Source organism: Amycolatopsis sp. NPDC104863 (genome assembly GCF_055582965.1).
Genome location: NZ_JBVJOW010000001.1, coordinates 1144476 through 1169917, shown reverse-complemented (window position 1 = coordinate 1169917; position 25442 = coordinate 1144476). Strand labels below are relative to the sequence as shown.

Annotated in this window: 22 protein-coding genes; 16 read left to right on the top strand and 6 right to left on the bottom strand. The window is 72.0% G+C overall.

The features are described from left to right. Window positions 1-435: 435 nt before the first annotated feature. Complete coding sequence (locus ACZ63J_RS05130) at window positions 436-1023, top strand: TetR/AcrR family transcriptional regulator (RefSeq protein ID WP_465399661.1); 588 nt, start codon at window positions 436-438, stop codon at window positions 1021-1023. Here ACZ63J_RS05130 and ACZ63J_RS05125 read toward each other — a convergent pair. Together ACZ63J_RS05125 and ACZ63J_RS05120 are read right to left on the bottom strand one after the other, a co-directional pair. Next, window positions 1010-1936, bottom strand: coding sequence for an alpha/beta hydrolase (locus ACZ63J_RS05125; protein WP_465399662.1), 927 nt, complete (start codon window positions 1934-1936; stop codon window positions 1010-1012). The two genes, ACZ63J_RS05130 and ACZ63J_RS05125, sit on opposite strands and share 14 nt — an antisense overlap. Then, window positions 1933-2907, bottom strand: coding sequence for a methyltransferase family protein (locus ACZ63J_RS05120; protein WP_465399663.1), 975 nt, complete (start codon window positions 2905-2907; stop codon window positions 1933-1935). Before ACZ63J_RS05120 ends, ACZ63J_RS05125 begins: the two co-directional genes overlap by 4 nt. Window positions 2908-3135: 228 nt before the next feature. Here ACZ63J_RS05120 and ACZ63J_RS05115 point away from each other — a divergent pair, with 228 nt between their 5' ends. The 5 genes from ACZ63J_RS05115 to ACZ63J_RS05095 are packed head-to-tail and all read left to right on the top strand — an operon-like array spanning window position 3136 to window position 9031. Further along, a complete protein-coding gene (locus ACZ63J_RS05115) occupies window positions 3136-4872 on the top strand; it encodes a dipeptide ABC transporter ATP-binding protein (protein WP_465399664.1) in 1737 nt (578 codons plus the stop codon). Beyond that, the gene (locus ACZ63J_RS05110; RefSeq protein WP_465399665.1) at window positions 4869-6446 is read left to right on the top strand and encodes an ABC transporter substrate-binding protein; all 1578 of its coding nucleotides are present in this window, start codon (window positions 4869-4871) and stop codon (window positions 6444-6446) included. The genes ACZ63J_RS05115 and ACZ63J_RS05110 overlap by 4 nt, the downstream gene beginning before the upstream one ends. Beyond that, complete coding sequence (locus ACZ63J_RS05105) at window positions 6443-7387, top strand: ABC transporter permease (protein WP_465399666.1); 945 nt, start codon at window positions 6443-6445, stop codon at window positions 7385-7387. Before ACZ63J_RS05110 ends, ACZ63J_RS05105 begins: the two co-directional genes overlap by 4 nt. Beyond that, on the top strand, window positions 7384-8295 hold the full coding sequence (locus ACZ63J_RS05100) for an ABC transporter permease (RefSeq protein WP_465399667.1): 912 nt from the start codon (window positions 7384-7386) through the stop codon (window positions 8293-8295). Before ACZ63J_RS05105 ends, ACZ63J_RS05100 begins: the two co-directional genes overlap by 4 nt. 13 nt (window positions 8296-8308) lie before the next feature. Next, a complete protein-coding gene (locus tag ACZ63J_RS05095) occupies window positions 8309-9031 on the top strand; it encodes an alpha/beta fold hydrolase (protein WP_465399668.1) in 723 nt (240 codons plus the stop codon). A 9-nt stretch (window positions 9032-9040) separates the two neighbouring features. Here ACZ63J_RS05095 and ACZ63J_RS05090 read toward each other — a convergent pair whose 3' ends face one another. Next, entirely contained in the window at window positions 9041-9967 is a 927-nt protein-coding gene (locus ACZ63J_RS05090; protein ID WP_465399669.1) for an aldo/keto reductase, read from the bottom strand. 45 nt (window positions 9968-10012) lie between these two features. Here ACZ63J_RS05090 and ACZ63J_RS05085 point away from each other — a divergent pair, with 45 nt between their 5' ends. Next, window positions 10013-10747 carry an SDR family NAD(P)-dependent oxidoreductase gene (locus ACZ63J_RS05085; protein WP_465399670.1) on the top strand — a complete coding sequence of 245 codons (735 nt, stop codon included), beginning with the start codon at window positions 10013-10015 and terminating at the stop codon, window positions 10745-10747. On the opposite strand, the gene ACZ63J_RS05080 is transcribed toward ACZ63J_RS05085, so the two are convergent. Beyond that, window positions 10682-12037: an amidohydrolase gene (locus ACZ63J_RS05080; RefSeq protein ID WP_465399671.1), complete on the bottom strand. Its 1356-nt coding sequence runs from the start codon at window positions 12035-12037 to the stop codon at window positions 10682-10684. The two genes, ACZ63J_RS05085 and ACZ63J_RS05080, sit on opposite strands and share 66 nt — an antisense overlap. A gap of 56 nt (window positions 12038-12093) precedes the next feature. Here ACZ63J_RS05080 and ACZ63J_RS05075 point away from each other — a divergent pair, with 56 nt between their 5' ends. From ACZ63J_RS05075 to ACZ63J_RS05065, 3 genes are read left to right on the top strand one after another with little or no spacing between them, the layout of a single operon-like run. Beyond that, complete coding sequence (locus ACZ63J_RS05075) at window positions 12094-13197, top strand: zinc-binding dehydrogenase (protein WP_465399987.1); 1104 nt, start codon at window positions 12094-12096, stop codon at window positions 13195-13197. 10 nt (window positions 13198-13207) lie between these two features. Further along, window positions 13208-14155, top strand: a complete 948-nt coding sequence (locus ACZ63J_RS05070) for an aldo/keto reductase (protein WP_465399672.1) — start codon at window positions 13208-13210, stop codon at window positions 14153-14155. Beyond that, window positions 14152-14994, top strand: coding sequence for an alpha/beta hydrolase (locus ACZ63J_RS05065; protein WP_465399673.1), 843 nt, complete (start codon window positions 14152-14154; stop codon window positions 14992-14994). The genes ACZ63J_RS05070 and ACZ63J_RS05065 overlap by 4 nt, the downstream gene beginning before the upstream one ends. Here the strand turns inward: ACZ63J_RS05065 and ACZ63J_RS05060 are convergent. Further along, complete coding sequence (locus tag ACZ63J_RS05060) at window positions 14978-16390, bottom strand: GMC family oxidoreductase (protein WP_465399674.1); 1413 nt, start codon at window positions 16388-16390, stop codon at window positions 14978-14980. The genes ACZ63J_RS05065 and ACZ63J_RS05060 overlap by 17 nt on opposite strands. Window positions 16391-16528: 138 nt before the next feature. Here ACZ63J_RS05060 and ACZ63J_RS05055 point away from each other — a divergent pair, with 138 nt between their 5' ends. From ACZ63J_RS05055 to hpaD, 6 genes are all read left to right on the top strand, one after another. Continuing rightward, window positions 16529-17965: an aldehyde dehydrogenase family protein gene (locus ACZ63J_RS05055; RefSeq protein ID WP_465399675.1), complete on the top strand. Its 1437-nt coding sequence runs from the start codon at window positions 16529-16531 to the stop codon at window positions 17963-17965. A gap of 61 nt (window positions 17966-18026) precedes the next feature. Continuing rightward, a complete protein-coding gene (locus tag ACZ63J_RS05050; RefSeq protein WP_465399676.1) occupies window positions 18027-19442 on the top strand; it encodes a fumarylacetoacetate hydrolase family protein in 1416 nt (471 codons plus the stop codon). Then, the gene (locus ACZ63J_RS05045; RefSeq protein ID WP_465304483.1) at window positions 19424-20092 is read left to right on the top strand and encodes a GntR family transcriptional regulator; all 669 of its coding nucleotides are present in this window, start codon (window positions 19424-19426) and stop codon (window positions 20090-20092) included. The genes ACZ63J_RS05050 and ACZ63J_RS05045 overlap by 19 nt, the downstream gene beginning before the upstream one ends. A 16-nt stretch (window positions 20093-20108) precedes the next feature. Continuing rightward, entirely contained in the window at window positions 20109-21056 is a 948-nt protein-coding gene (gene dapA / locus ACZ63J_RS05040) for a 4-hydroxy-tetrahydrodipicolinate synthase (protein ID WP_465399677.1), read from the top strand. Continuing rightward, entirely contained in the window at window positions 21053-22561 is a 1509-nt protein-coding gene (hpaE, locus tag ACZ63J_RS05035; protein WP_465399678.1) for a 5-carboxymethyl-2-hydroxymuconate semialdehyde dehydrogenase, read from the top strand. Before dapA ends, hpaE begins: the two co-directional genes overlap by 4 nt. Next, a complete protein-coding gene (gene hpaD, locus ACZ63J_RS05030; RefSeq protein WP_465399679.1) occupies window positions 22558-23601 on the top strand; it encodes a 3,4-dihydroxyphenylacetate 2,3-dioxygenase in 1044 nt (347 codons plus the stop codon). Before hpaE ends, hpaD begins: the two co-directional genes overlap by 4 nt. On the opposite strand, the gene ACZ63J_RS05025 is transcribed toward hpaD, so the two are convergent. Next, on the bottom strand, window positions 23584-25398 hold the full coding sequence (locus tag ACZ63J_RS05025; protein ID WP_465399680.1) for a S9 family peptidase: 1815 nt from the start codon (window positions 25396-25398) through the stop codon (window positions 23584-23586). The genes hpaD and ACZ63J_RS05025 overlap by 18 nt on opposite strands. Between the last annotated feature and the right edge of the window lie 44 nt (window positions 25399-25442).

The following is a 25442-nucleotide window of genomic DNA, read 5'->3' as shown; positions in this document are numbered from 1 at the left end:
GGGGCAGCGGGTGTTCGCTCGCTAATCTCGGCCGCTGCCAAGCCTGGTTGACGGGGCGGGGCAGCGGGTGTTCGCTCGCTAATCTCGGCCGCTGCCAAGCCTGGTTGACGGGGCGGGGCAGCGGGTGTTCGCTCGCTAATCTCGGCCGCTGCGAAGCCTGGTTGGTGGGCAGCACGCCGCTTTCGCGAGGGCTGCTTCGCGGGGCGGCGTGTATCCGCTCGCCGGCCTCGGCCGCCCCTGCCCCGAGGCGAATTGGCGGAGGCGGGCCAGAGCGCTCCGCCTCCGCCAACCGACCGCGCCGCGCGCTGCCCGCCTCCGCGCGCCACCTCGCGAGGACCTCTTCGCAGGGCGGCGCGTACCCACCTGCTGACCCGGGGCTGTACTCGCCGGTAGTTTCTCCTACACTGGTAGAGAAACCAGTGCGGGAGGTGCCCGGTGCCCAAGATCATCGACCACGACCAGCGGCGCAGTGACATCGTTGACGTCACCTGGGACCTGATCGTGCGGGGCGGGATCGAGGCCGCCACCATGCGGGAGATCGCCGCCGCGGCGGGGTTTGCCAATGGGGCGCTCAAGCTCTACTTCCCCAGCAAGGAAGACATCATCGCCGCCACCTACGAGCGCGCGCTCGACATGATGCGCCGGCACGTCGAGCTCGACGGGCTGCGCGGGATGGCCGCCCTGCGCGAGCTCTGCGTGTCGTCCATGCCGATCGACGACGAGCGCATCACCGCCGGGCGTGTGCTGCTGATCTTCTGGCAGATGTCGCTGGCCAACCCCGGCATGCACGACAAGTACCTCGAGCACGTCCGCGAGTGGCGCGGCCTGCTGCACCGCTTCCTGACCGAAGGCCGCGAAGACGGCGAAATCGTCACCAAGACCCCGGACGAGCAGCTCGTCGACGAGATCGTCCTGCTCAACGCCGGCGCGAACGTGATGAGCCTGGTGGCGGGCGAGTTCTCCACCGTCGACCTGCAGCACCGCCACCTCGGCTCCCTCCTGGACCGGCTCACCCGCCCGTGAAGACCCCGCGCAGGTAGGCCGCCACCTCCGCGTGCGACCGCGGCGACGCCGGCAGGTCCGTATACAGCCCGTAGAACCCGTGGATCTGCCCCGCGTACCGGCTCAGATCCACCGCGACCCCCGCGTCGGACAGCCGCCGGGCGAACGCCTCCCCCTCGTCGCGCAGGACGTCGTACTCCGCCGTCAGCACCAGCGCCGGCGGCAGGCCCGAGAGGTCGGACGCGCGTGATGGCAGCAGGTAGGCGTCGTCCAAAAGGGACGGATCCGGTGCGTATTGCGCGAAGAAGAACCGCATCGCATCCGCCGTCATCCCGTAGCCGGTCGCGAAGTCCACATAGGACTCGCGGCCGTCGTCGGGGTGGCCGAACACCGGGCAGATCAGCACCTGCGCCGCGATCTCCGGCCCGCCGCGGTCCCGCGTCATCAGTGAGACCACAGTGGACAGGTTGCCGCCTGCGCTCTCCCCGCCGACCGCGATCCGTGACGGCGTCACCGCGGGACCCGCGCCGCCCGCGGCCAGCCATTCCAGCACCGCGTAACAGTCGGAAGGCGCGGCCGGATACGGGTTTTCGGGCGCCAGCCGGTACTCGACGGCCGCCACCGCGACCGACGCCGCCGCGCACACCGCCCGGGAGGCGACCTCGTTCTCGTCGACCGAGCCGATCGTCCAGCCGCCCCCGTGGATCCAGAGGAACACCGGCACCGGGCCCGGCGCCTCGGGCAGGTACAGCCGGACCCGGAGATCGCCGGGGAGCCAGTGGTCGGTCACCGACGCGACCGGCGCCACCGCACCCGGCTGCGGCCGCGAAGCCGCGAACGCGGCCCGCAGCTCGACCGCGGTCAGCGGCCGCTCGGGCCCTTCGGGACTGCGGGCGAGCAGCTCGCGCACCGCGGGGTCGAGGCTCATGCTCACACCGCTTCCGCGACGAGCACACGCGGCGAACCGGGCAGCGTCAGCCGGTCGACCGGCCGCCATCCGGCACCCGACAGCCAGCCCCGGACGTCGGCCTCCGGGTAGACCACCGTGCCGTCGATGACCAGGTACTCCCCCGCGTGCAGCGCGTCGAGCGGACGCGGTTCGGCGTCGTCGTCCAGGAAGAAGTCGAGCAGCAGCAGCCGCGCCCCCGGCGCCGCCGCGGCCCGCGCGTGCCGCAGGATCGCCCGGTTCTCGTCGACGGAGAACCGGTGCACGACGTGGTTCACCATCACCAGGTCGAACTCGCCCTCCGGTTCGGCGTCCGGGGTCGCCGCGCCGACCACGCTCGTGCGGTCCGCGAACGAAGCGACCGCTTCGGTCACCGACGGCACCGACCGCGGGTCGTAGACGAACGTCGCGCGCAGGACGTCGTTGGCCTGCAGCGCCTCCAGGGCGAAGGCCGCGGAAAGCCCGCCCAGGTCCAAGAGGTTTTTGTAGTCGCTGAAGTCAAAAGCCTGTCCCAGCAGCCGAGCGTGTAGGGCGTTATACACCATCACCCCGCCGAGGAAGGTGGTCCAGCGGTCGCCGGCGAGGTCGAGGTCGCCGGGTTCGCCGGTGTCGGTGGTGTGCGCGAACTGCGTCCAGTGCGGGTAGCTGATGGTCTCGAGGAAGGTCAGGAACGGCGCGAGGTCCAGACCTTCCCCGCCGAGGTACGCGGCCGTGTCGGTGGTGAGCGCGTACCGGCCGTCCACACGGGACAGCAGGCCGAGGCCGGCCAGGGTGTCGCCGAGGATCCGGGTGGTCTTCTCCGGCCGGCCCGTCCGGCCGGCCAGCTCCCCGGCGCTCAGCGGACCGGCCGCCAGCGCCGGGAACAGCCCGATCCGGTTGGCCGCGAAGAGCTGCTGGGCCGCCATGTACCCCACGGCGATGTCCACGATGCGTTCCGGCGTGGGCGGGGTTCTCGTCACGGTGTCCTCCTTCTGTCCGACCCGGACACTCTACATCCGTAGATAAAAGAGTCCAGTGCCGATTTTCCACGCGCAGCAACGAAAAACTGTCGTATTTCAACTTCCTACGTTCGTAGAATAAAACCATTGACACGGTCGGCGGCGAGTGTCAACATGCGTAGAACTACCCCTGCCGGTGCCCGGCAGTCCGGCCCGCCCCTTCGCGGCGGGCGCGAGGAAGGGGAACCCATGACGCTGCTCGAAATCCGGGATCTCACCGTCGGCGTGGTCACCGAGGACAGCGAGCGCGAACTCGTCCGGGAGCTGTCCCTCGACCTCGCGCAGGGCCGCACGCTCTGCGTCGTCGGCGAGTCCGGCAGCGGCAAGACCGTCACCGCGCTGTCGATCATCCGGCTGCTCGAGTTCGTCGCGCCGGTCCACACCCGCGGTGAGATCACGATCGACGGCGTGGACGTAACGAAGCTGCCCGCCGACGCCATGCGCGCCTACCGAGGCCCGCGGATCGGCATGATCTTCCAGGAGGCCCTCGACTCGCTCAACCCCGGCCGCCGGGTGGGCGGGCAGCTGGTCGAGGCCTACCGCGAACCCGGGTCCCTGCCCGGCCAGGCGACCCGCCGTGGCAGCCCGCTGCGGAAGCGGGCCGAAGCCAAGGCCCGCCGGCTGCTGTCCGAGGTCGGGCTCACCGACACCGACCGGATCCTGCGCCAGTACCCGCACCAGCTGTCCGGCGGCATGCAGCAGCGCGTCATGATCGCGCTCGCCCTGATGGCCGACCCCGACCTGCTCATCGCCGACGAGCCGACCACCGCCCTCGACGTCACCACGCAGGCAGAGATCCTCACGCTCTTCGACCGGGTGCGCCGCGACCACGGCACCGCCTGCGTGTTCATCACCCACGACATGGGGGTCGCCGCGCAGGTCGCCGACCGGATCGCGGTGCTGTACCGGGGCCGCCTGGTCGAGGTCGGCTCCCGCGACGACGTGCTCACGCGGCCGCGCCACCCGTACACGCGGGCGCTGCTCGGCTGCGTGCCGCAGCTCGGTGTCAGCCGCCGCGACGGCTTCCCCACCATCTCCCCCGCCCTGCTCGAATCCGCGATGACCGGCGAGGCGACCGAAGCGGTCGAGACCCGGACGCTGAAGCCGCGCCCGGTCAAGGACCACGAAGGCACTCCGCTCACGATCACCGCGGTGTCCAAAGTGTACGGACGAAAAGGACGGCGGGTCGACGCCGTGCGCGAGGTCTCCCTGGAGATCCCGCCCGGCGAGTTCTTCGGGCTGGTCGGCGAATCCGGCTCCGGGAAGTCCACCCTCGGCCGGCTGGTGAGCGCGCTCGAACCGCCGACGTCGGGCACGATCGCCTTCGGCGCGCACGGGATCACGCCCGCCGGGCTCGCCGGCGCCGAACGCGCGTTCCGCCGCCGCGTCCAGCTGATCTTCCAGGACCCGCAGAGCTCACTGGACCCGCGCCACACCGCGGCCCGGATCATCGCCGAACCGCTCAAGGAGCTGACCCCGCTGCGCGGCGCCGAGCTGGACCGCCGCGTCGCCGACCTCATCGACGAAGTCGGCCTGCCGAAGGACACCGCCGGAAAGCTGCCCTCGCAGCTGTCCGGCGGGCAACGGCAACGCGTCTCCATCGCCCGCGCGATCGCCGCCGGGCCCGAGCTGATCGTCGCGGACGAGCCGACGTCCGCCCTCGACGTCTCGGTGCAGGGCCAGGTCATGAACCTGCTGCTGGACCTGCGCCGCACCCGCACGCTCAGCCTGCTGTTCATCACCCACAACCTCAGCCTCGTGCTGTCGGTGGCCGACCGGGTCGGCGTGATGTACCGGGGCGAGCTGATCGAGACCGGCACGCCGGACGAGATCCGCCTCTCCCCGCGTCACGGCTACACCCGGCGGCTGCTCGCCGCCAACCCCGACCTGCCCGCCCTCCCCCACACAGGATCGACGCGCCCATGAAGAGAACTCCTCTGCTCGCCGCCCTCGCCGCCGCGGCCACACTGCTCGCCGGCTGCATGGGAAGTGCCGGCACCACGGCCGCCGCCGACGGCCCGCCCGTCCGCGGCGGCAACCTCACCGTCGCCGTCCCCACCGATCCGCAGTCGCTCGACATGGTCGCCAACCCCGGCCAGGTGACCGCGCAGATCGGCAACATGATGTACGAGAAGCTGTTCGAAGTGGACCAGCACTTCGTCGCGCGGCCGATGCTGGTCGACACGTTCACCACGAGCCCGGACCGGCTGACCTACACGTTCAAGCTCCGCCAGGGGGTCACATTCCAGGACGGCAACCCGTTGACCGGCGGGGACGTCGTCGCGAGCCTCCAGCGCTGGCAGAAGAGCCACCGGACCGGCCAGCTGGTCACCCCCGACATCGACACGATCACCGCACCCGACCCGGGCACCGTCACCATCCACCTCAAGCGGCCGCGCTACCCGCTGATCGACGAGCTGGCCGGCGCGGGCACCGAGATCTACGAGGCGAAGAACCTCGCCGGCCTGCCCGCCACCGGGTTCGGCCAGGACAAGGCGATCGGCACCGGCCCGTACAAACTGAAGAGCTGGGACATCGGCCAACAGCTCGTGCTGGAGCGCTACGCCGGGTACAAGTCACGGTCCGAAGAGGACTGGGGCGGCCAAGCCGGCGCCAAGCACGCCTACCTCGACACGGTCATCTACAAGATCGTCGGTGACCAGGACGCGCTGGTCAACGGCCTGCAGACCGGCCAGTGGGACCACGCGATGCCGGCCAACGACCAGTACGAGACGCTCAAGGCCAACCCGAACCTGGTGGTGCGCAACCTGCCCGGCGGCAACCAGAACGTCATCATCCCGAACTTCACCCCGGGCTCGAAGTTCGCCGACCCGCGGGCCCGCCAGGCGCTGAACCTGCTGCTCGACAAGCCCGCGATCAACGCCGCGACCGGGGGCAGCAAGGACCTGACGATCGAGACCGGCGCGTTCGCCTCGCCGGACAACAAGGCGTCGTACTCCACCGCGGGCGAAGACGTCTACCGGCAGCACGACCCGGCCCGCGCCCAGCAGCTGCTCGCCGAGGCCGGCGTGCCCGCCGGGTCGACGATCCACATCGTCACCACGAACTCCTACCCCGAGTTCGGCAAGTGGGCGGTGCTCGTCCAGGACGAGCTGGGCAAGATCGGCCTCAAGACCAAGATCGACACCTACGACTTCGCCACCATGCTCGGCACGCTGACCAAGGACCCGGCGGGCTGGGACATCACGACGTTGTTCTTCGACTCGTCGCTGACCTCGCCCGCGCAGATGCCGGCGCTCACCCTCGGCACGCTCAACGGCTCGTCGTCGGCCGAGATGGACGGCCTGCTCGCCGAGTTCAACGCCTCGACCACGCCGGAGCAGGCGAAGACCGTCATCGACAAGATGCAGGCCTTCACCTGGAAGCAGCTGTCGGTGATCACGCTCAGCCAGTCGAAGCTCTGGGCGGCCTACACCCCGCGGCTCAAGGGTTACGGCGACTTCTACCGCGTGTTCTGGAACTCCTGGCTGGCCGCATGACCGGCGTGCTGCTGCGCCGGCTGCGCGACCTGGTGATCATCCTGGTCATCGTCGGCACGATGATGTTCTTCGTCATCCGGCTGATCCCGGGTGACCCGGCCCAGGCGATCCTCGGCCCGACCGCGCGCCCGGCCGACGTCGCGGCGCTGCGGTCGAGCATGGGCCTCGACGGCTCGCTCGGGCAGCAGTACCTGACCTGGGCCGGGCATGTGCTGCGCGGCGACTTCGGGACGTCGATCACCTACCACCAGCCGGTGCTCGACGTCGTCGCGAGCCACATCGTGCCGACCCTGACGCTGGCCGTGCTGTCCACCGTGATCAGCTTCTTCCTGTCGGTCGCGATCACGGCGTGGCAGGCGGTGTCACCGCGCAACCCGGTGGCCCGCACGCTCGACCGGCTGTCCTCGCTCGGCATGGCGATGCCGGACTTCTGGATCTCGCTCGTGCTCGTGCTGATCTTCTCGGTGACCCTGCGGTGGTTCCCCTCCAGCGGCTACCACGACCTGCTGACCGACCCGGTCGCCGCGGTGCCCGCGCTGGTGCTGCCGGTGACCGTGCTCGTGATCGGGCAGACGGCGTTGTTCGTGCTGACCCTGCGCGAGAGCGTGCTCGGCGAGCTGCCGCTGGCCTACCTGCGCACCGCGCGGGTCAAGGGCCTGCCCGAGCGACGGGTGATGCTGAAGCACGTCCTGCCGAACGCGCTGATGCCGCTGGTGACGCAGCTGGGCAGCAACTTCGCGATGCTGGTCGGCGGGATCGTGATCATCGAGTCGATCTTCGTCGTGCCGGGGCTCGGGCACCTGCTCATGGGCGCGGTGTCCACTCGCGACTTCCCGCTGATCCAGGGGGTCACGTTGTTCGTCGCGGTGCTGTTCGTCGTGGTCAACCTGCTGGTCGACCTCTCCTACGCGCTGCTCGACCCGAAGGTGCGTGTCGCATGAGCCTCGCCGTCGCCGACCAGCCGTCCGTGGTGGACACTCCCCCGCCGCGGCGCGCGATGCGGGTGTTCCGGCGGAACCGGACCCTGGTGATCTGCTCGGTGCTGCTCGGGCTGGTCGTGCTCGCGGTGGTCGTGCTGCCGTTCTTCCTGCCGAGCGTCAGCGCGACCGACCCGGTGCACCGGCTGCTGCCGCCGTCGGCCGCGCACCCGCTCGGCACCGACTCCTTCGGCCGGGACGTGCTGGCCCGGCTGGTCTCCGGCGGGCGCGCGTCGCTCGGCCTCTCGGCGTTGATCACGCTCTGCGCGGCGTTCTCCGGCATGGTGATCGGCCTGGTCAGCGGCTTCTACCGGACGGCGGACGCGGTCCTGATGCGGCTGATGGACGCGTGGATGTCGTTCCCGGCGATCATCCTGGCGATGGCGCTGGCCATCTCGCTGGGCGCGAGCATCTGGACCGAGCTGATCGCGCTGACGGTGATCTTCACGCCGTTCACCGCGCGGGTCATCCGCAGCCGCGTGCTCGGCATCGCCGGCCGGCAGTACATCGGCGCCGCGCGCGTGTCCGGGATGAGCCGCGGCAAGATCCTGCTGGTGCACGTGTTCCCCAACGTGCTGCCGCTGGCGCTGGTCCAGGTCGTCATCCTCGCCGCGGCCGCGATGCTGGTCGACGGTGCGATGAGCTTCCTCGGGCTCGGCATCGCGCCACCCACGCCGACCTGGGGGAACATGATCGCCGAGGGCCGCTCGTACCTCGTGGTCGCGCCGTGGCTGGTCGTCGTGCCGGGCGTGACGATCATGCTCTGCGTCTTCCTGCTCAACCTCATCGGCTCCGCGCTGCGGATCGCCGTGGACGCCCGTGCCCGCACGCTCGGCGAGCTGCAGCGCCTGCGCGTCCGCTCCCGCTCTTGAGAAAGGCCTTTCCTTGACGCTCCCGACGTCCCTCGCCGTGCGCCGGTTCGCCCCGGCCCGCCCGGTTTCCGGCCCGCCGGTGCTGCTCCTGCACGGCTTCGCCTCCGACGGCGCCACCGACTGGGTGAGCACCGGCTGGCCGGCGGCTTTGACCGCGTCCGGCCGTGAGGCAATCGTGCCCGACCTCCCCGGTCACGGGTCGAGCCCGGCCCCCGGGGACCCGACCCCCAAGGCGATCACCGAAGAGCTGGCGCTCGCGGTCGGCGAAGTGTCCGAACTGGACGTTGTCGGGTACTCGCTGGGCGCGCGGCTGGCGTGGGAGCTGCCCGCGTTGCTGCCGGTCCGGCGGCTGGTCCTCGGTGGGCTCAGCCCTTACGAGCCGTTCGGCGCGGTCGACGTCGAGGCCGCCCTGGCCTTCGCGGCCGGCGGAAAGCTCCCAGGCGACACGCTGACGGCGGTGATCGCCCGGATGATCACCGCGCCGGGCCGGGACCCGGCCGCCCTGGCCCGCTGCATCGAGGGGCTGCGGCGCGAGCCGTTCGCGCCCCGGATCGGGACGGTCGGCGTGCCGACGAGGTTCGTCGCGGGCCGGGACGACCCGGTCAGCGCGGGCGTCGAAACCCTCGTCCCGCTGGTGCCGGGCAGCGACCTGCTGCGCGTGCCCGGCGACCACGGTGCGGCTTTGCGAGGCGCGCCCTTCCGCACCGCCGCGCTCACGTTCCTCGACACTCCTTGACGCCGGGCGTCACCAGGAGCCGTCGGGGCTGACGTCACGGTCCAGCCAGAGGTGGTCCACGGCCGCGCGGATCTCGGCGCCGTGGTCGCGGGCCAGCTCGAGGGCGCCGAGGTTGTCGGCGAGCTGCGCGGCCCGGCTCACTCCGAAGAGGACGTTCGCCACCGGTTCGTACGCCAGGCAGAACGCCAGCGCGAGCTGAGCGCGGGTCACGCCGAACTCCGCCGCGATGGCCGCGAGCGCACCGGAAGCGTCCACTATGGACTCGCGGATCCCGCCGACGTCGGCGCCGATCTTCCGGGTGGGCGCCGCGGTGCCGAGCAGGACCCCGCCTTCGAAGACGTCGGAGGCCTGCAGCACCAGCCGTCCGCTCGCGAAGTGCCTCGCGTAGAACTCACCCTCGGCCATCGAGCGGCGGGCGATGGAGTACTTCAGCTGTGCGAACTCCGGACCGGGCAGGCCTTCCCGGTCGGCGAACTCGCACGCGAGGTCGAGGTCGGCGGCGAGCCAGTTGTTGACCCCCCAGCCGCCGACCCGCCCGGCCCGCACCTGCTCGGCCACCTCGGTGACCACCCGCGGGACGTCCGGGCGGTCGCGGTAGTCACCCACGACGACCAGGTCCGCGTGCCCGGTGCCGATCCGCCCCAGCGACGTCTCGAGCTGCTCCGCGAAGCCGGTGCGCGGGTAGTCCCAGAGCCAGAGCTTCCCGCACAGCAGGTAGTCCTCGCGGGCGATCCCGGCTTCCCGCACGGCTTCGCCGAAGAGGACGTCGGTGCGCGAGTTCTCCGCGTGCGGGCCGAAGTCGTAGTGCGCGACGTCGAACAGCGTGACGCCGGCGTCGACGGCGGTCCTCAGCAGCCGGACGGCGTCACCGAAGTCCATCCGGTCCCAGGTGTTCCACGAGCCGAGGCCGAACACCGATTTTCCGAGTAGGCTCACGAGTTTTCCTTTCGTCGCAGCGCATCTTACGTCTACGATTGTAGAATGAAAACACGGATCGTGGTGGTCACCGGCGGGGCGAGCGGCATCGGCCGAGGGATCGCCGAAGGATTTCTCGGCGCGGGCGACCGGGTGGTCGTCGCCGACGTCGACGCCCGCGCGGCCCACGACGTCGCTCGCGTGCTCGGCGCCGAGCACGTCGAGCTCGACATCGCGGACCCGGCTTCGGTCGACGCCGCGCTTGACCTGGTCACGTCCCGGTTCGGCCCGGTCGACGTGCTGGTCAACAACGCGGGGCTGGCCGGGGGCGGCGGCCCGCTCACCGGCCTCGACGTCGAGGTGTTCGACCGGTGCGTCCGGGTCAACTTCCGCGGCACCTTCCTGATGACCCGCGCGGTCGGCGCGCACATGGTCGCGGCGGGGACCCGCGGCGCGATCGTCACCATCTCGTCGATCGGCGCCCGGCAACCGACCCCCGGGCTCGGCCACTACGAAGCCACCAAAGCGGCGGTCGACGCCTTGACCCGGTCCGCGGCGCTGGAGCTGGCGCCGCACGGGATCCGCGTCAACGCCGTCGCGCCCGGCCCGGTGCTCACCCCGATGACCGCCGGGTTCGCCGCCGACAGCGCGGCGCGCGCGGCCTGGGAGTCCCGGATCCCGCTCGGCCGGATCGCGGCCGTCGAGGACGTGGTGCCCGCCGTGCTCTTCCTGGCCTCACCCGCGGCCGGGCACGTCACCGGCGTGAGCCTCGCGGTGGACGGCGGCCAGCTGCTGACCTGACCATCCCCGGTGGACGATCCGGCCGCCGGTCACGGTCAGCTCGACCGCGACCGACGGCAGGTCGGCCAGCGGCACGTCCAGCGGATTGGCGGCCAGGACGCAGAAGTCGGCGGCCCGGCCGAGCCCGAGCGAGCCCTTCCAGCGCGCGGAGCCGTCCTGCGCGGCCGCCTCGGTCGTGTAGCAACGCAGGAGCCGTGCGGTCAGGCCGGGTGTGCTGCCTCGCGCGTCCAGCAGCTCACCCGCCGCCGCGAGGTGCAGGCGCCAGTCGGGGGTCACGACCGGGGCGTCGCTGCTCAGCGTGAGCCGCACGCGAGCGTCGAGGATCTTCCGCAGCGGCCACGCCTGCGCGGCGACGTCGTCGCCGAGGGCGGCGGCGACCATCGGCCGCATCGCAGTCGCGATGACGGGCTGCGTGGTCAGGCCGATCCCGGTGGCCGCCATCCGCCGCAGCTGCGCGGTGGTCACCAGGTCGCCGTGGACGAGGTGGTCGCCCGGGCGAAGGCCGGCAAGCGCCGTCTCGATGCTCCGCTCCCCCGTGGCGTGCACGCCGACGACGTACCCGCGTTCGTGTGCCAGCTTGATCATCAACGCCAGGTTGGCCGCGCGGGCAGGGTCGTCGGGACCGTCGACGAGCAGGGCGCCGTGGGTGCCGTCGGCGTAGCAGTGGTGGGTCCAGGCCGTCCGCATCGGCGGGATCCCGTCGGCGAAGATCTTCACCCCGGTGACCGCCAGCCAGTCCGGATCGGTGTCCGGGACCGGCGTGGCGAGCCCGCTTTCGAACTCCGCCAGGGCCGACCGTCCGTCGAGGAGCCCGAAAAGCCGGAGGACGGTGACTCGCGCGCGCAGCAGCCCCTCGCGCTGCAGAGCCGCGTACTCCTCCAGAACCTCCGCCGAGAAGCAGCCGGTCTCGCCGGGGCCGAGGCCGGGTTCGGTGTAGCTCGTGATGCCGAGCGACGCGCAGACCTCAGCCGCGCGCAGGATCGCCGCGCGGCGCTCGGCCGCCGTCGTGACGGGCTTTTCCTCGTGCGACGGCCCGAGCAGCGGGTGCGGCCAGCGTGCGCCGAGCCAGGTCGCGTGCAGGTGCGTGTCGTTGATGCCGGGCAGGACCGTGCGCCCGGCGAGGTCGAGCACCTCGGTGTCCGGTCCGATGTGGCCGGTGACGTCGCCCAGCGCGAGCACCCGGCCGTCGCGCACGGCCAGGCCGCTCGCCACCGCGCCGGCCGCGTCGAAGGTGAGCACCGTGCCCCCTCGGACGACGAGGTCCGCCGGGCGGATCCGCTGTGCTGTCATGGTTTCCTCCCGGACCTGGACTTTTTCTTCCACGAATGTAGACTAAAAAGATGGCTCTGCCCACCCACACGGAGGCCGCCGTGCTCACCGGCCACCGCGCACCCCTCGAACTGAGGGAACTTCCCCTGCCCGCCGAGCCGGAACCCGGCGCGGCCCTCGTCCGGCTCACCTGCACCACGTTGTGCGGCACCGATGTCCACCTCTGGTCCGGGCAGATGAGCCTCCCCGGCATGCTGCCGATGGTGCTGGGTCACGAGATGGTCGGCGAAGTGGTCGCCGTCGGACCGGGCACCACGGACACGCTCGGCCGCGAAATCCGTCCCGGCGACCGCCTCGGCTGGTCGGAGTCGACGTGCGGAAAGTGTTACGGTTGCACGATCCTGCGTGAGCCGGTCGCCTGCGAGAGCCGTGGTTACGGCTTTCTCCAACGAGCCGACCGGTTCCCGTACGCCACCGGCGGCCTCGCGCGTCATTGCTACGTCACACCCGGCGCGGCAAAACTGCTGCTCCCGGACGACGTCGAGGACACGTGGGCGTCGATGTCCGGCTGCGCGGGCAAAACCGTGCTGCGCGCGGTGGCGCGGTCCGGTGGCATCCGTCCGAACGCGACGGTCGTCGTCCAGGGCGCGGGCGCCCTCGGAGTGTTCGCCACCGCCGTCGCGCGGCTCTGCGGGGCGGGCGTGGTGATCACCGTGGGCGGGCCGTCCTCCCGCCTCGAGGTGGCGGAGCGGTTCGGCGCCACGGCGACCGTGTCCGTCGAGTCCACTCCGGACGAACGGGTCGAGCGGGTGCGCGAGCTGACCGGCGGACGCGGCGCGGACCACGTCTTCGACTTCGCGGGCGGCCCGACGATCGGCGAAGAGGCCGTCGCCTTCGCCGCGCAACGCGGGACGATCGCGATCGTCGGGTCGACCGGGCCGGCGCCCTCCCCCGTGCCGCTGGGCACGGTGATGGGCAAGGAGCTGGCGATCGCCGGCTCGCTCAACGGCGACATCGCCGACTACCACCGCTCGGTCGAGTTCTTCCGCGCCTTCGCCGGCCGGCTGCCGTGGGCCGAGCTGTTCAGCCCGCCGGTCGGGCTGGCCGGCGCGTCCGCCGCCGTCGAGTCGATGGCGCGGCTCGGCGAGCTCAAAGCCGTCATCGACCCCCGACTGCCCTAGGAGGGCTTCCGTGACCATCCCCCAGCGCCGCATCGGCCGTGACGGCCCGCAGACCGGCGTCCTGTCACTCGGCTCCTGGCACACCTACGACCGGATGGACTTCCGCGAGGCGGTGACGCTGGTGCGGACCGCGGTCGACGCCGGCGTCACGCTGTTCGACGTCGGCGTGTACGGCTTTCCCGGCAGCCCGCCGGTCTTCACCGATGTGCTGTTCTCCGCAATGGTGCGGGCCGCGGGCCTGCGACGGGAGGACTACCTGCTCTCGGCGAAGCTGTGGCTGGAGGGCTATCCCGCGCAGAGCCTGCGCGCGCAGCTGGAGAACGCGTTCTTCCGGGCCGGGGTTTCGCACGCCGACCTGGTGATCCTGGGTGACCTGCGGCGCGAGGACACCGACCTGCACGCGCTGGCCGGCGAGCTCGCCGAGCTGCGTTCGGCCGGGCTGATCCGGCAGTGGGGCGTCAACAACTGGTCGGCCGGGACGATCCGGGCGATCCACGACTTCTCGCTCTCCGAAGGCGCGCCCGGGCCGGCGATCGCGCAGCTGAAGTACAGCGTCGCCCGACGGTCCATTCCGGACGGTGCGCCGTTCGAATCGGTGTTCTCCCTCGGCATTTCGCTCCAGTCCTCGGACGTGTTCGAGGGCGGCGTGCTGCTCGGCAAGGGCGGGCGCCAGGTGGGCCGGGACCCCGGTGACGTCCGGCAGCGGATCGCGGACTCGGCGCCGGATCTCGCGAAGGTCGCGGCGAGCGTCGGGGCGACACCTGCTCAGCTGTGCCTGGCCTTCACGCTCACCCACCCGGCGAACACCACCACGCTGTTCGGCGCGACGAGCGTCGAGCAGCTTTCCGAGAACCTCGAGGCGGTCGCGCTGGTGAACCGCGTCGGGGCTGCGACCCTGCGTTCCCTCGTGGAGCCGTTCTGGGCCGACCGTGACGCCGTTGACCCGGAGGGGCCGTGACTCCCGAGCTGTCCGCTTCGACGCTGCCCGCGATCCGCGCCTCGTTCCGCAACCTCACTCCGGCGGAGGCGATCGGAGACCGGGACATCGTGTGGTCGGAGCACGTCCTCGACGACGGGGTCGTGCTCACGGTGCTGCGGCCGCGCGCACCCCGGCCCGGCGCGCCCGGGCTGTACAGCATCCACGGCGGCGGCATGGTGATGGACGACCGGTTCGCCGACCTGCCGCGGCTGGTGGCGTTGATCGAGGAGTTCGGGTTCGTCTGCGCGACCGTCGAGTACCGGCTCGCGCCGGAGCACCCGCATCCGGCGCCGCTGGAGGACTGTTACGCGGGTTTGGTCTGGTTCGCTTCGGCGTTCGACTTCTCACGGCTGATCGTGGGCGGCGGCAGTGCGGGCGGCGGGCTGAGCGCAGGAGTGGCGCTGCTCGCCCGGGACCGCGGCGGCCCGGAGCTGGCCGGTCAGCTGCTGTTGTGCCCGATGCTCGACGACCGGACGGCGGCTGACCTCCCCGATCTCGTGTGGACGCGCGAAGCCAACAACTTCGGCTGGCGCAGCCTCCTCGCCGGGCAGACGTCGCCCTACGCCGCCCCGGCGCGGATGGCGGACCTGGGTGGGCTGCCCCCGGCGTTCGTGGAGGTGGGCGGGGCGGAGCTGTTCCGCGACGAGGACGTGGCGTACGCGCAGCGGCTGGCTCAGGCCGGAGTGCCGACGGAGCTGCACGTCTGGGCCGGGGCGCACCACGGTTTCGACCGCTTCGCCCCGGAGTCGGAGGTGACCCGCGCGGCACTGGCGGCACGCTCCTCCTGGCTGCGGCGGCTGCTCAACCGCCCAGAATGAACTTCGCGGCCTGCTCGCCGACCAGGACCGCCGGGGCGTTGGTGTTGCCCGTCGGGACCCGCGGCAGGACCGACGCGTCCGCGACGACCAGCCCGTCAAAGCCGTGCACCGCCAGCGCCGGGTCGACGACCGCGTCGCCGTCCGTGCCCATCCGGCAAGTCCCGACCTGGTGGTGGTAGGTGATCGCCGTCCGGCGGACGTACTCGCGGACGTTGTCTTCCGGCGCCGGGTACAGCGGCCGCGCGCCCCACTCGGCGGCCAACGCCGGTGCCCGGCCGACCGCCCGGCACTGCTCCACCGAGGCGACCAGGCTCTCGAAGTCCGCCGGCGACGCGAGCGCGTTCAGGTCGATCAGCGGTGAGCCGTCCGGCGCCAGCCGGAGGCTCCCCCGGCTCTCCGGCGACACCATCCCCGCCATCAGCGAGAACCCGGTCGGCGGCCCGGACATCCACGACTCGTACATCGGCACGCCGAAACAGATCGGCTGGGTGTCCGGCACCGCGACACCCGGGCGGCTGCGCCAGAACCAGTGCACCTGCGTCACCGGCCGGCCCGGCCACGGCGTGACCTCGCGGTCCGTCGCGAAGATCACCGGAGAGAGGAGGTGGTCGTGGAGGTTGCGCCCCACACCCGGCAGGTCGGCGACGACGGTGATGCCGAGCGCGGCCAGCTCGTCCGCCGGGCCGACGCCGCTGCGCAGCAAGATCGCGGGCGACGCGAGCGCGCCCGCCGCCAGGACCACCAAGTCCGCCGAGAGCTCTCGTACCGCGCCATCGATGGACGCCACGACGCCGGTCACGCGCGAACCGGAGAACCGCAGCCGGTGCACCTCCGCTCCCGTGTGGACAGTCATCCGCGAAGCCACCGGCAAACCGTAGGCCCGCCAAGTGGTGAGCCGCCGGCCGTCCCGCACGGTGATCCGCTGAACGGACACCCCCTCATCCGGATCCAGCGGCAAGCCCACGGAAACAGCGGCGTCCATGATGGACTGCTGGATCGGGTGCAGCGGCTCGTTCGGGACGACGTCGAGGAGGTCCTTCTCGATCCGCTCGAACACCGGCGCCACCTCCGCCCACGTCCAGCCGGGCAGGCCCCAGCCGTCGTAGTCGGCGGGCGCGCCGCGGACCCAGATCATCCCGTTGAGCGCGTGCGAGCCGCCGAGGACCTTGCCGCGCGGCAGGTGGAGACGCCGGCCGGCCGCGTGCGGCTGCGGAACCGTGTACAGATCCCAGTCCTCCGGCCCGTGCCACAGCTCCGCCGCCCGGCCCGGGTCGTGGATGGCGGGGTTGGCGTCCGGGCCGCCCGCCTCGAGCAGCGTGACCGCCGCGCCCGCGTCCACCAGCCGCCGGGCCACCACCGAGCCGGCCGAACCGGCGCCCACCACGATCACGTCCATGCGGTCCAGCCTGGGGCGTGCGCCGGGAGGCGGGAACCATCCCTTCGCCGTCGGTCAACGGGCATGCGTGAGCGGACAAGACCCGCCCCGCCCCGGAACCCGATACTCGCCTCATCCAAGGCCGAGGAGGAACCCGGGATGGCGACACGCCTGTGCATCGACGGACAGTGGACCGAGGCCGGCGGCGGGACGATCCCGACGCGCGACCCCGCCACCGGCCGGGTGCTCGAAGAGGTCGGCACCGCGTCGAAGGCCGACGTCGACGCCGCCGTCGGGGCCGCCCGGCGGGCGCTCACCGCGCCCGGGTGGGCCGGGCTCCTCCCGGTCCGGCGCGCCGCGCTGCTGTTCCGGCTGGCCGACCTCGTCGAGGAACACCACGAAGAGCTGGCCCGGCTGGAAACCCTCGACCAGGGCCAGCCGATCGGCGTCTCGCGGCAGGTGAGCGTGACCGGGGCGTCGGAGCACTTCCGCTACTTCGCCGGCTGGGTCACGAAGCTGCAGGGCACCACGAACCCGGTGTCCTTCCCGGACACGCTGCACTACACCCGCCGCGAGCCGGTCGGGGTGAACGCGCTGATCACGCCGTGGAACTTCCCGCTGATGATCCTCGCCTGGAAGCTCGCGCCCGCGCTGGCCACCGGCAACACAGTGGTGATCAAGCCCAGCGAGGTGACGCCGCTGACCAGCATCCGGCTCGTCGAGCTGGCCCACGAAGCCGGATTCCCGGCGGGCGTGGTCAACCTCGTGACCGGTGACGGCGCGGTCGGCGCCCTGCTGACCGAGCACGCGGGAGTCGACCACGTCTCCTACACCGGCTCGACGGCGGTCGGGAAGCTGATCACGGCGGCGAGCGCGGCGTCCAACCTCAAGCGGCTCACCCTCGAGCTCGGCGGGAAGGCCCCCAGCATCATCGCGGCCGACGCCGACATCACCGCCGCCGTGGCCGGCAACCTCGCCGGGGCGACGCTCAACACCGGTCAGGTCTGCGCGGCCTACACCCGCTTCTACGTCGACCGCAAGCGCGAGCAGGAGTTCGTCGACAAGCTGGCGCGCGGCCTCGAAGGGCTCCGGATCGGGCCGGGCACCGACGAAAACACCCAGCTCGGCCCGCTCGTGTCGGCCAAGCACCGCGAACACGTCGACTTCCTCGTCGGCACCGGCCGCGAACAGGGCGCCGACCTGGTCACCGGCGGCAGCCCGGTCGACGGCGACGGCTACTTCTACACCCCGACGCTCTTCGCCGGCGTCACCGACGAGATGGCGATCATGCGTGAGGAGATCTTCGGCCCGGTGCTCGCCGTGACCGCCTACGACGACGGCGACGAGCTGCTGGCCCGCGCGAACGACACCGAATACGGCCTGGCCGCGACGATCTGGACCCGCGACATCCGCACCGCCCAGCGCTACGCCGACGGGATCCGGGCCGGCGCGGTGTTCGTGAACATGCCGCCGGTCCCGGACATGGCCGCGCCGTGGGGTGGTTACAAGGCGTCCGGCTGGGGCCGCGAGATGGGCCCCTGGGCCCTGGACGCGTACACCGAGACGAAGTCCGTCTGGCTGCACTACGGCTACTGATCGTGCCGTAGATCGTATATTATTTGGGATATCTTCTCGTACCGGCAGGCAGGAACCACGGATGACCAGCATCGGGCGGCCCGGCAAGATCATCGCGCTGCACCTCAACTACCGCTCCCGCGCCGCCCAGCGCGGCCGGGTGCCGCAGCAGCCGTCGTACTTCCTCAAGCCGCCGACGTCGGTGGCGGCGAGCGGGGACGTGCTCGAACGCCCGGCGGGCACCGAGCTGCTGGGGTTCGAAGGCGAGATCGCGCTGGTCATCGGCCGCACCGCCCGCCGCGTCACCCCGGAGAACGGCTGGTCTTACGTCGGTGGCGTCACCGCGGCCAACGACTTCGGCGTGTACGACCTGCGCTACGCCGACAAGGGCAGCAACCTGCGGTCCAAGGGCGGTGACGGGTTCACCCCGCTCGGCCCGGCGGTGCTGCCCGCCGCCGACGTCGACCCGGCCGCGCTGCGCCTGCGCACCTGGCTCAACGGTGAGCTCGTCCAGGAGGACACCACCGGCGACCTGCTCTTCGGCTTCGGCCGGCTGGTCGCCGACCTCTCGCAGCTGATCACCCTCGAGCCCGGCGACGTCGTCCTGACCGGCACCCCAGCGGGCGCGTCGGTCGCCGTCCCCGGCGACGTCGTCGAGGTCGAGGTCGACACGGCCGGGCACACCACCGGCCGGCTGGTCACGACGATCACCGAAGGGACCGTCCCGTTCGGACCGTACGGCGCGCTCCCCCGCGCCGACGAGCAGCAACGGGCGGACGCCTACGGGACTTCCGAAGACTTCGAGCTGACCGCAGAGCTGCGAGAAAAGCTCGAGTCCGTCGGCACCGCGACGCTGTCCGTCCAGCTCCGCAAGCGCGGGCTCGGCAACGTCTTCGTCGAAGGGCTCACTTCGACCCGGCCGGGCGCCCGGCTGACCGGCCGCGCCCGGACCTTGCGCTACCTCCCCCATCGCGAAGACCTGTTCAAGTCCCACGGCGGCGGTTACAACGCCCAGAAGCGGGTGATCGACAGCCTCGGGCCCGGCGACGTCCTCGTCATGGAGGCCCGCGGGGAACACGGCACCGGCACCGTCGGCGACATCCTGGCGCTGCGGGCGCAGGTCCGCGGCGCGGCCGGGATCGTCACCGACGGCGGGGTGCGCGACCTCGCGGCAGTGTCCGCTTTGGACATTCCCACCTACCACGCCGGGCCGCACCCGGCGGTGCTCGGGCGACGGCACGTGCCGTGGGACGTCGACGTCGCGATCGCCTGCGGGGGCGCGGCCGTCTGCCCCGGCGACGTGATCGTCGGTGACGGCGACGGCGTCCTGGTCATCCCGCCGGACCAGGTCGAGGAGGTCGTCGACGCGGCGATCGAGCAGGAGCGGCAGGAGACGTTCATCGCCGAGCAGGTCGCCGCGGGCGAGCGGGTCGAAGGCCTCTACCCGATGGACGAGCACTGGCGCGGGAGGTACGCCGAATGGCTCGCGAAGCGGTGAACGGCGCCGCGATGAGCAAGTCGCGGATCGCCTACCAGTGGATCAAGGCCCGGATCGGCGACGGCACCTTCTCCCCCGGCTACCGCCTCGTCCTCGGCCAGCTCGCCCAGGAGCTCGGCGTGAGCGTGGTCCCGATCCGCGAGGCGATCCGGCTGCTGGAGGCCGAGGGCCTGGTGACGTTCGAACGCAACGTCGGCGCGCAGGTCGCCATGGTCGACAAGAGCGAGTACCAGCACACGATGCAGACCCTCGCGCTGGTCGAGGGGTACGCGGCCGCGCTCGCCGCGCCCCACCTGGCCCCCGGCACGCTCGACAAGGCCCGCGCGCTCAACGCGGATCTGGCCGGCTGCCTCGGGCACTTCGAACCGGCGCGGTTCACCGCGCTCAACCGGGACTTCCACGCCGTGCTGTTCGACGCCTGCCCGAACCCGCAGGTCCTCGACCTGGTCCGGCGCGGCTGGGACCGCCTCGGCGGGCTGCGCACCTCGACGTTCAGCTTCGTGCCCGGCCGCGCCCGCGAGTCGGTGGCCGAGCACGAGCACATCCTCGCCCTGCTCGGCGACGGCGCGCCGGCCGCCGAGGTCGAGCGGGCCGTCCGCGACCACCGGCTGGCCACGCTCGACGCGTACCTCGCCTACCGCCACCCCTGACGCAGAAAGGCACCCCATGCGCTTCCGCTCCGACCCCCAGGCCATCCGCGGGTCGATCGCGCCGCTGATGACGCCGTTCACCGCCGGCGGCGCGGTGGACCACGACGGCCTGAAGAACCTCGTGCGCTGGCAGCTGGCCTCCGGCTCGCACGGCATCTCGATCGGCGGGTCCACCGGCGAACCGGGTTCCCAGACCGTCGCCGAACGCGCGGAGGCGATCCGCACGGTGGCCGCGGCGGTCGGCGACCGGGTGCCGTTCGTGCCCGGCACCGGCTCGGCGAAGCTCGACGAGACCCTCGAGCTGACCGCGGCCGCGCGGGACGCCGGGATCGACGCGGCGCTCGTCATCACGCCGTACTACGCGCGGCCCACGCAGGACGCGCTGTTCGTCTGGTACCGCACGGTCTGCCGCGAGTTCCCCGACCTGCCGATCGTCGCCTACAACGTGCCGAGCCGGACCGCCGTCGACCTCGCGCCGGAGACGGTCGCGAAGCTCTACCGCTCGTGCGAGAACTTCGTCGGGATCAAGGAGACGACGAAGGACTTCGAGCACTTCTCCCGCGTGCTGCACCTCTGCGGCCGGGAGCTGCTGGTGTGGTCCGGGATCGAGCTGCTCTGCCTGCCGCTGCTGGCCCTCGGCGGCGCCGGGTTCGTCAGCGCGACGGCCAACATCGCCCCGGCGGCCTGCGCCGAGCTGTACACGGCGTGGCAGTCCGGCGACCACGAACGCGCCCGCGAGATCCACTACGGCCTGCACCCGCTGGTCGACCTGCTGTTCGTCGAGACCAACCCGGCGCCGGGCAAGTGGGTCCTGGAACAGCGCGGGCTGCTCGCGTCCGGGCACGTGCGGCCGCCGCTGATCCCGCCCACCGAAGCGGGGCTCGCCCGGATCAAGGACCTGATGGCGGAAGGCGCGAAGTACCTGTCGCCGACCGAAGGCTTCACTGTGGAGGGGAAGGCATGACCCACTACGTCCCGGACGGACTGCCGGGCGAGCTCAAGCACCACATCGGCGGTGAGCTCGTCGACAGCGTCTCCGGCAAGACCTTCGACGTGCTCGACCCGGTGTCCAACACGCCGTACGTGACCGCCGCGGCGGGGCAGGCCGAGGACGTCGACCGGGCGGTGGCCGCGGCGCGCCGGGCGTTCACCGACGGGCCGTGGCCGCGGATGCTGCCGCGGGCCCGTGCCCGGGTGCTCAACAAGATCGCCGACGCCGTGGAGGCGCAGGACGCCCGGCTCGCCGAGCTGGAGACGTTCGACACCGGCCTGCCGATCACCCAGGCGCTCGGGCAGGCCCAGCGCGCGGCCGAGAACTTCCGGTTCTTCGCCGACCTCGTCGTCGCCCAAGCCGACGACACCTATCAGGTGCCCGGCCGCCAGGTGAACTACGTGCACCGCAAGCCGGTCGGGGTGGCCGGGCTGATCACGCCGTGGAACACGCCGTTCATGCTGGAGAGCTGGAAGCTCGCGCCCGCACTGGCTTCGGGCTGCACGGTGGTGCTCAAGCCGGCCGAGTTCACCCCGCTGTCGGCGAGCCTGTGGGCGGGGATCTTCGCCGGCGCCGGGCTGCCGGACGGTGTGTTCAACCTGGTCAACGGTTTCGGCGAGGAAGCGGGTGACGCGCTCGTCAAGCACCCGGACGTCCCGCTGATCTCCTTCACCGGCGAGACCACCACCGGCCAGACGATCTACCGCAACTGCGCAACCGGCCTCAAGGGCATGTCGATGGAGCTGGGCGGCAAGTCCCCGGCGATCGTGTTCGCCGACGCCGACCTCGACGCCGCGCTCGACTCGACGCTGTTCGGCGTCTTCTCCCTCAACGGCGAACGCTGCACCGCGGGCAGCCGGATCCTCGTCGAGCGCCCGATCTACGACGAGTTCTGCGAGCGGTACGCCGAGCGGGCGCGCAGCATCGTCGTCGGCGACCCGCACGACCCGGCCACCGAGGTCGGCGCGCTGGTGCACCCCGAGCACTACGACAAGGTGATGAGCTACGTCGAGCTGGGCAAGACCGAGGGCCGGCTGCTCGCGGGCGGCGGGCGTCCGTCCGGTTCGGACACCGGCAACTACGTGGCGCCCACGGTGTTCGCCGATGTTCCGTCGTCCGCGCGGATCTTCCAGGAGGAGATCTTCGGGCCGGTGGTCGCGTTGACGCCGTTCGACACCGAGGCCGAGGCTTTGGCGCTGGCCAACAACGTCAAGTACGGGCTGGCCGCGTACCTGTGGACGTCGGATCTGCGGCGGGCGCACACTTTCGCGCAGTCGGTCGAAGCCGGGATGGTCTGGCTGAACTCGCACAACGTGCGCGACCTGCGCACCCCGTTCGGCGGGGTCAAGGCGTCCGGCCTCGGCCACGAAGGCGGCTACCGCTCACTCGACTTCTACACCCACCAGCAGGCGATCCACGTCTCGCTCGGGCCGGTGCACACGGCCCGCTTCGGCAGCGTCCAGAAGGGACAGTCATGACCGCCACCCCGCCGGACGTCCTCCGCTGCGCCTACGCCGAACTGGTCGTCACCGACCTCGCCGCGTCCCGCGATTTCTACGTCGGCGTGCTCGGGCTGGTGGTGACCCACGAGGATGCCGAGGCGCTGTACCTGCGCGCCTTTGAGGAGTACCTGCACCATTCCCTGGTGCTGCGCAAGGGATCCACCCCCGCGCTGGCCGTGCTGGCCTACCGCGTCCGGAGCGCGGCGGACCTCGACCTCGCCGAGGCGTACTACCGCGAGCTCGGCTGCCGGGTGGAGCGCCGGGCGGCCGGCGCGACCCGCGGCATCGGCGAGGCGGTCCGGGTCGAGGACCCGCTCGGGTTCCCGGTGGAGTTCTTCCACGAGGCCGAGCACGTCGAGCGGTTCACGCAGCGCTACGACGTCCACGGCGCGGGCGCGCTGGCGCGGCTGGACCACTTCAACCTCGACACCCCGGACGTCCCGGCGGCCCGGAAGTACTACGAGGGCCTGGGTTTCCGCGTGTCGGAGGACATCCAGGACGACGAAGGCACGGTGTACGCGGCCTGGCTGTTCCGCAAGCCGACCGTGCACGACGTCGCGCTGACCGGCGGTGACGGGCCGCGGCTGCACCACATCGCCTTCGCCAGTCACGAACGGCACCAGATCCTGCACATCTGCGACCACCTGGGCGCGCTGCGCCGGTCGAGGATGATCGAACGCGGGCCGGGCCGCCACGGCGTCTCGAACGCCTTCTACCTCTACGTCCGGGACCCCGACGGCCACCGCGTCGAGCTCTACACCCACGACTACTACACCGGCGACCCGGACAACCCGGTGATCACCTGGGACGTGCACGACAACCAGCGCCGCGACTGGTGGGGCAACCCGGTGGTGCCGAGCTGGTACACCGACGCGTCGGTCGTCCTGGACCTCGACGGCGAGGTGCGCCCGGTCGTCGAACGGGCCGAGCCGCGCGAAGCCGACGTCACCATCGGCGCGGACGGGTTCTCCTTCAGCACCGGCGAGGCCGAGTTCAAGCTAGGCGAGCAGGTGTGAGAACCACGCGCGCGTGCGGTTGAGGACGTCGATCTGGTGCGCGCGTCCGCGGATCGAGTGGCCCTCGCGCGGGTAGACGACGAACTCGTGGGGCTGGTCGCCGAGCGCCCAGTGCAGGAGTTCCGCCTGGGACAGCGGGACGTTCGTGTCGTCCTCGCCGTGCAGGATGAGGACGGGCGTGCGGATCTTCGCGGCGTGGGTGATCGGGCTGTTGCGCGCGCCGCCGAGCCCGGCTTCGAACCGGCTGTGGTCGCCGGTGGCGGCCAGCAACGGCCAGTCGACGACCCCCGCGCCGACCACGGCCGCCTTGAACCGGTCGGTCTGCGTCACGGCCCAGGCGGCGAAGAACCCGCCGTGGCTCCAGCCGCCGATCCCGAGCCGGTCCGGGTCGGCGACCCCCTCGGCGACCAGCAGGTCGATCCCGCCGAGGACGTCGGTGAGCTCGGCGCCGCCGACGTCCCCGGCGACGCTCTCGGCGAAGGCGTGCCCGTGGCCGACGCCGCCGCGGGCGTTGGGCAGGAACACGGCGAAGCCGGCGGGCGCGAGCCACTGCCCCGACCCGTGCCAGCCCAGGTGGAACCGGTCGGCGTTCCGGTCGTACGGTCCGCCGTGGACGACGGTGACCAGCGGGAACGGCCCGTCGCCGCGGGTCTTGCCGGGCGGGAGGACCAGGACGCCGTCGAGGTCGAGGCCGTCCTCGGCGCGGTAGTGCAGGCGGTGCTGGGTGCCCCAGCGGATGCCCTCCGGGCCGGTCTCGCTGAGCCGGACGAGCTTCTCCGGCGGTCCGGCGCAGACCTCGTCCGGCTCCGCCCCGGTGCTCGCGACCACCGCGATGTCGCCCGAGTCGCTCGCGGAGAGGCCGGACAGGGAACCTCGTGCTTCCGCGAGCTTCACGTAGGTCCGGGTGGCGGGGTCGAGACGGCGGACGCTCGTGTCGAGGCCTTCGGCGAACAACGCGAGCCCGCCCGGTGCGAGTTCCAGCGGGCAGACGGTCATCCCGGCGGTCAGGTTGTGGTGCCCGGGCACGGCGAAGACGGCGCTCCCGCCGATCAGCCCGGGCGGAGTGAGGCCGAGGTAGGTCAGGCGCCATTCGTCTTCGTGGCGGAACCAGCTGAGGGAGGACGCTTCGAGCGCGGGGACACCGAGGTCTTCGGTCGCACCGGTGGTGAGGTCGACGAGGTGCAGCCCGGGCTCGAAGACCCCGGGCTCCCGGTCGGCGCACGACCAGGTGAGCACCGCGAGGGTCCGCCCGTCCGGCCGTGGCTCGACCTGATCGACATGCCGCTCGCCGAGGTCACCGAGTGGCCGGACGGCGCCGGTCGTGAGGTCGGCCAGCCGGAGCCGGTCCGGGGCCACGGCCGTGTCCCACCGCGGTGAGGCGCTCCCGACCGACCGGACGCGCGGATCCGCCGGCTCCTCTTCGCCCGGCGCGATCAGCACCACCGAGTCCCCGCCGGGCAGCGGCGCGAACCCGGTCACTCCGGCGGCCAGGTCGGTCACCCGCGACGGCTCGTCGTCCGCCAGGCCGATCCGGTAGAGCTGCGAGATGCCGCGCTCGCCGCGGTCGGAAAGGAAGAGCACCGTGTCCCCGGACCACCGCGGCTCGTGGTCCCGCGCCGGGCTCGGCGCGAGCTCCCGCGGCGGGGCACTGCCGTCGGCCGGCGCCAGCCACAGGCCGCTGACCAGGTGCCCGCCGACGCGCGAGGTCACGTACACGACCCACCGGCCGTCCGGGGAGATCCGCGGTGTGCGAGGCACGACCCGGTCCACCACGGTTTCCGCCGTCAGCTCCCCCACGCAGTACCCCCGTTCCGGTGGCACCAGTCTGCCAGGCCCATCCA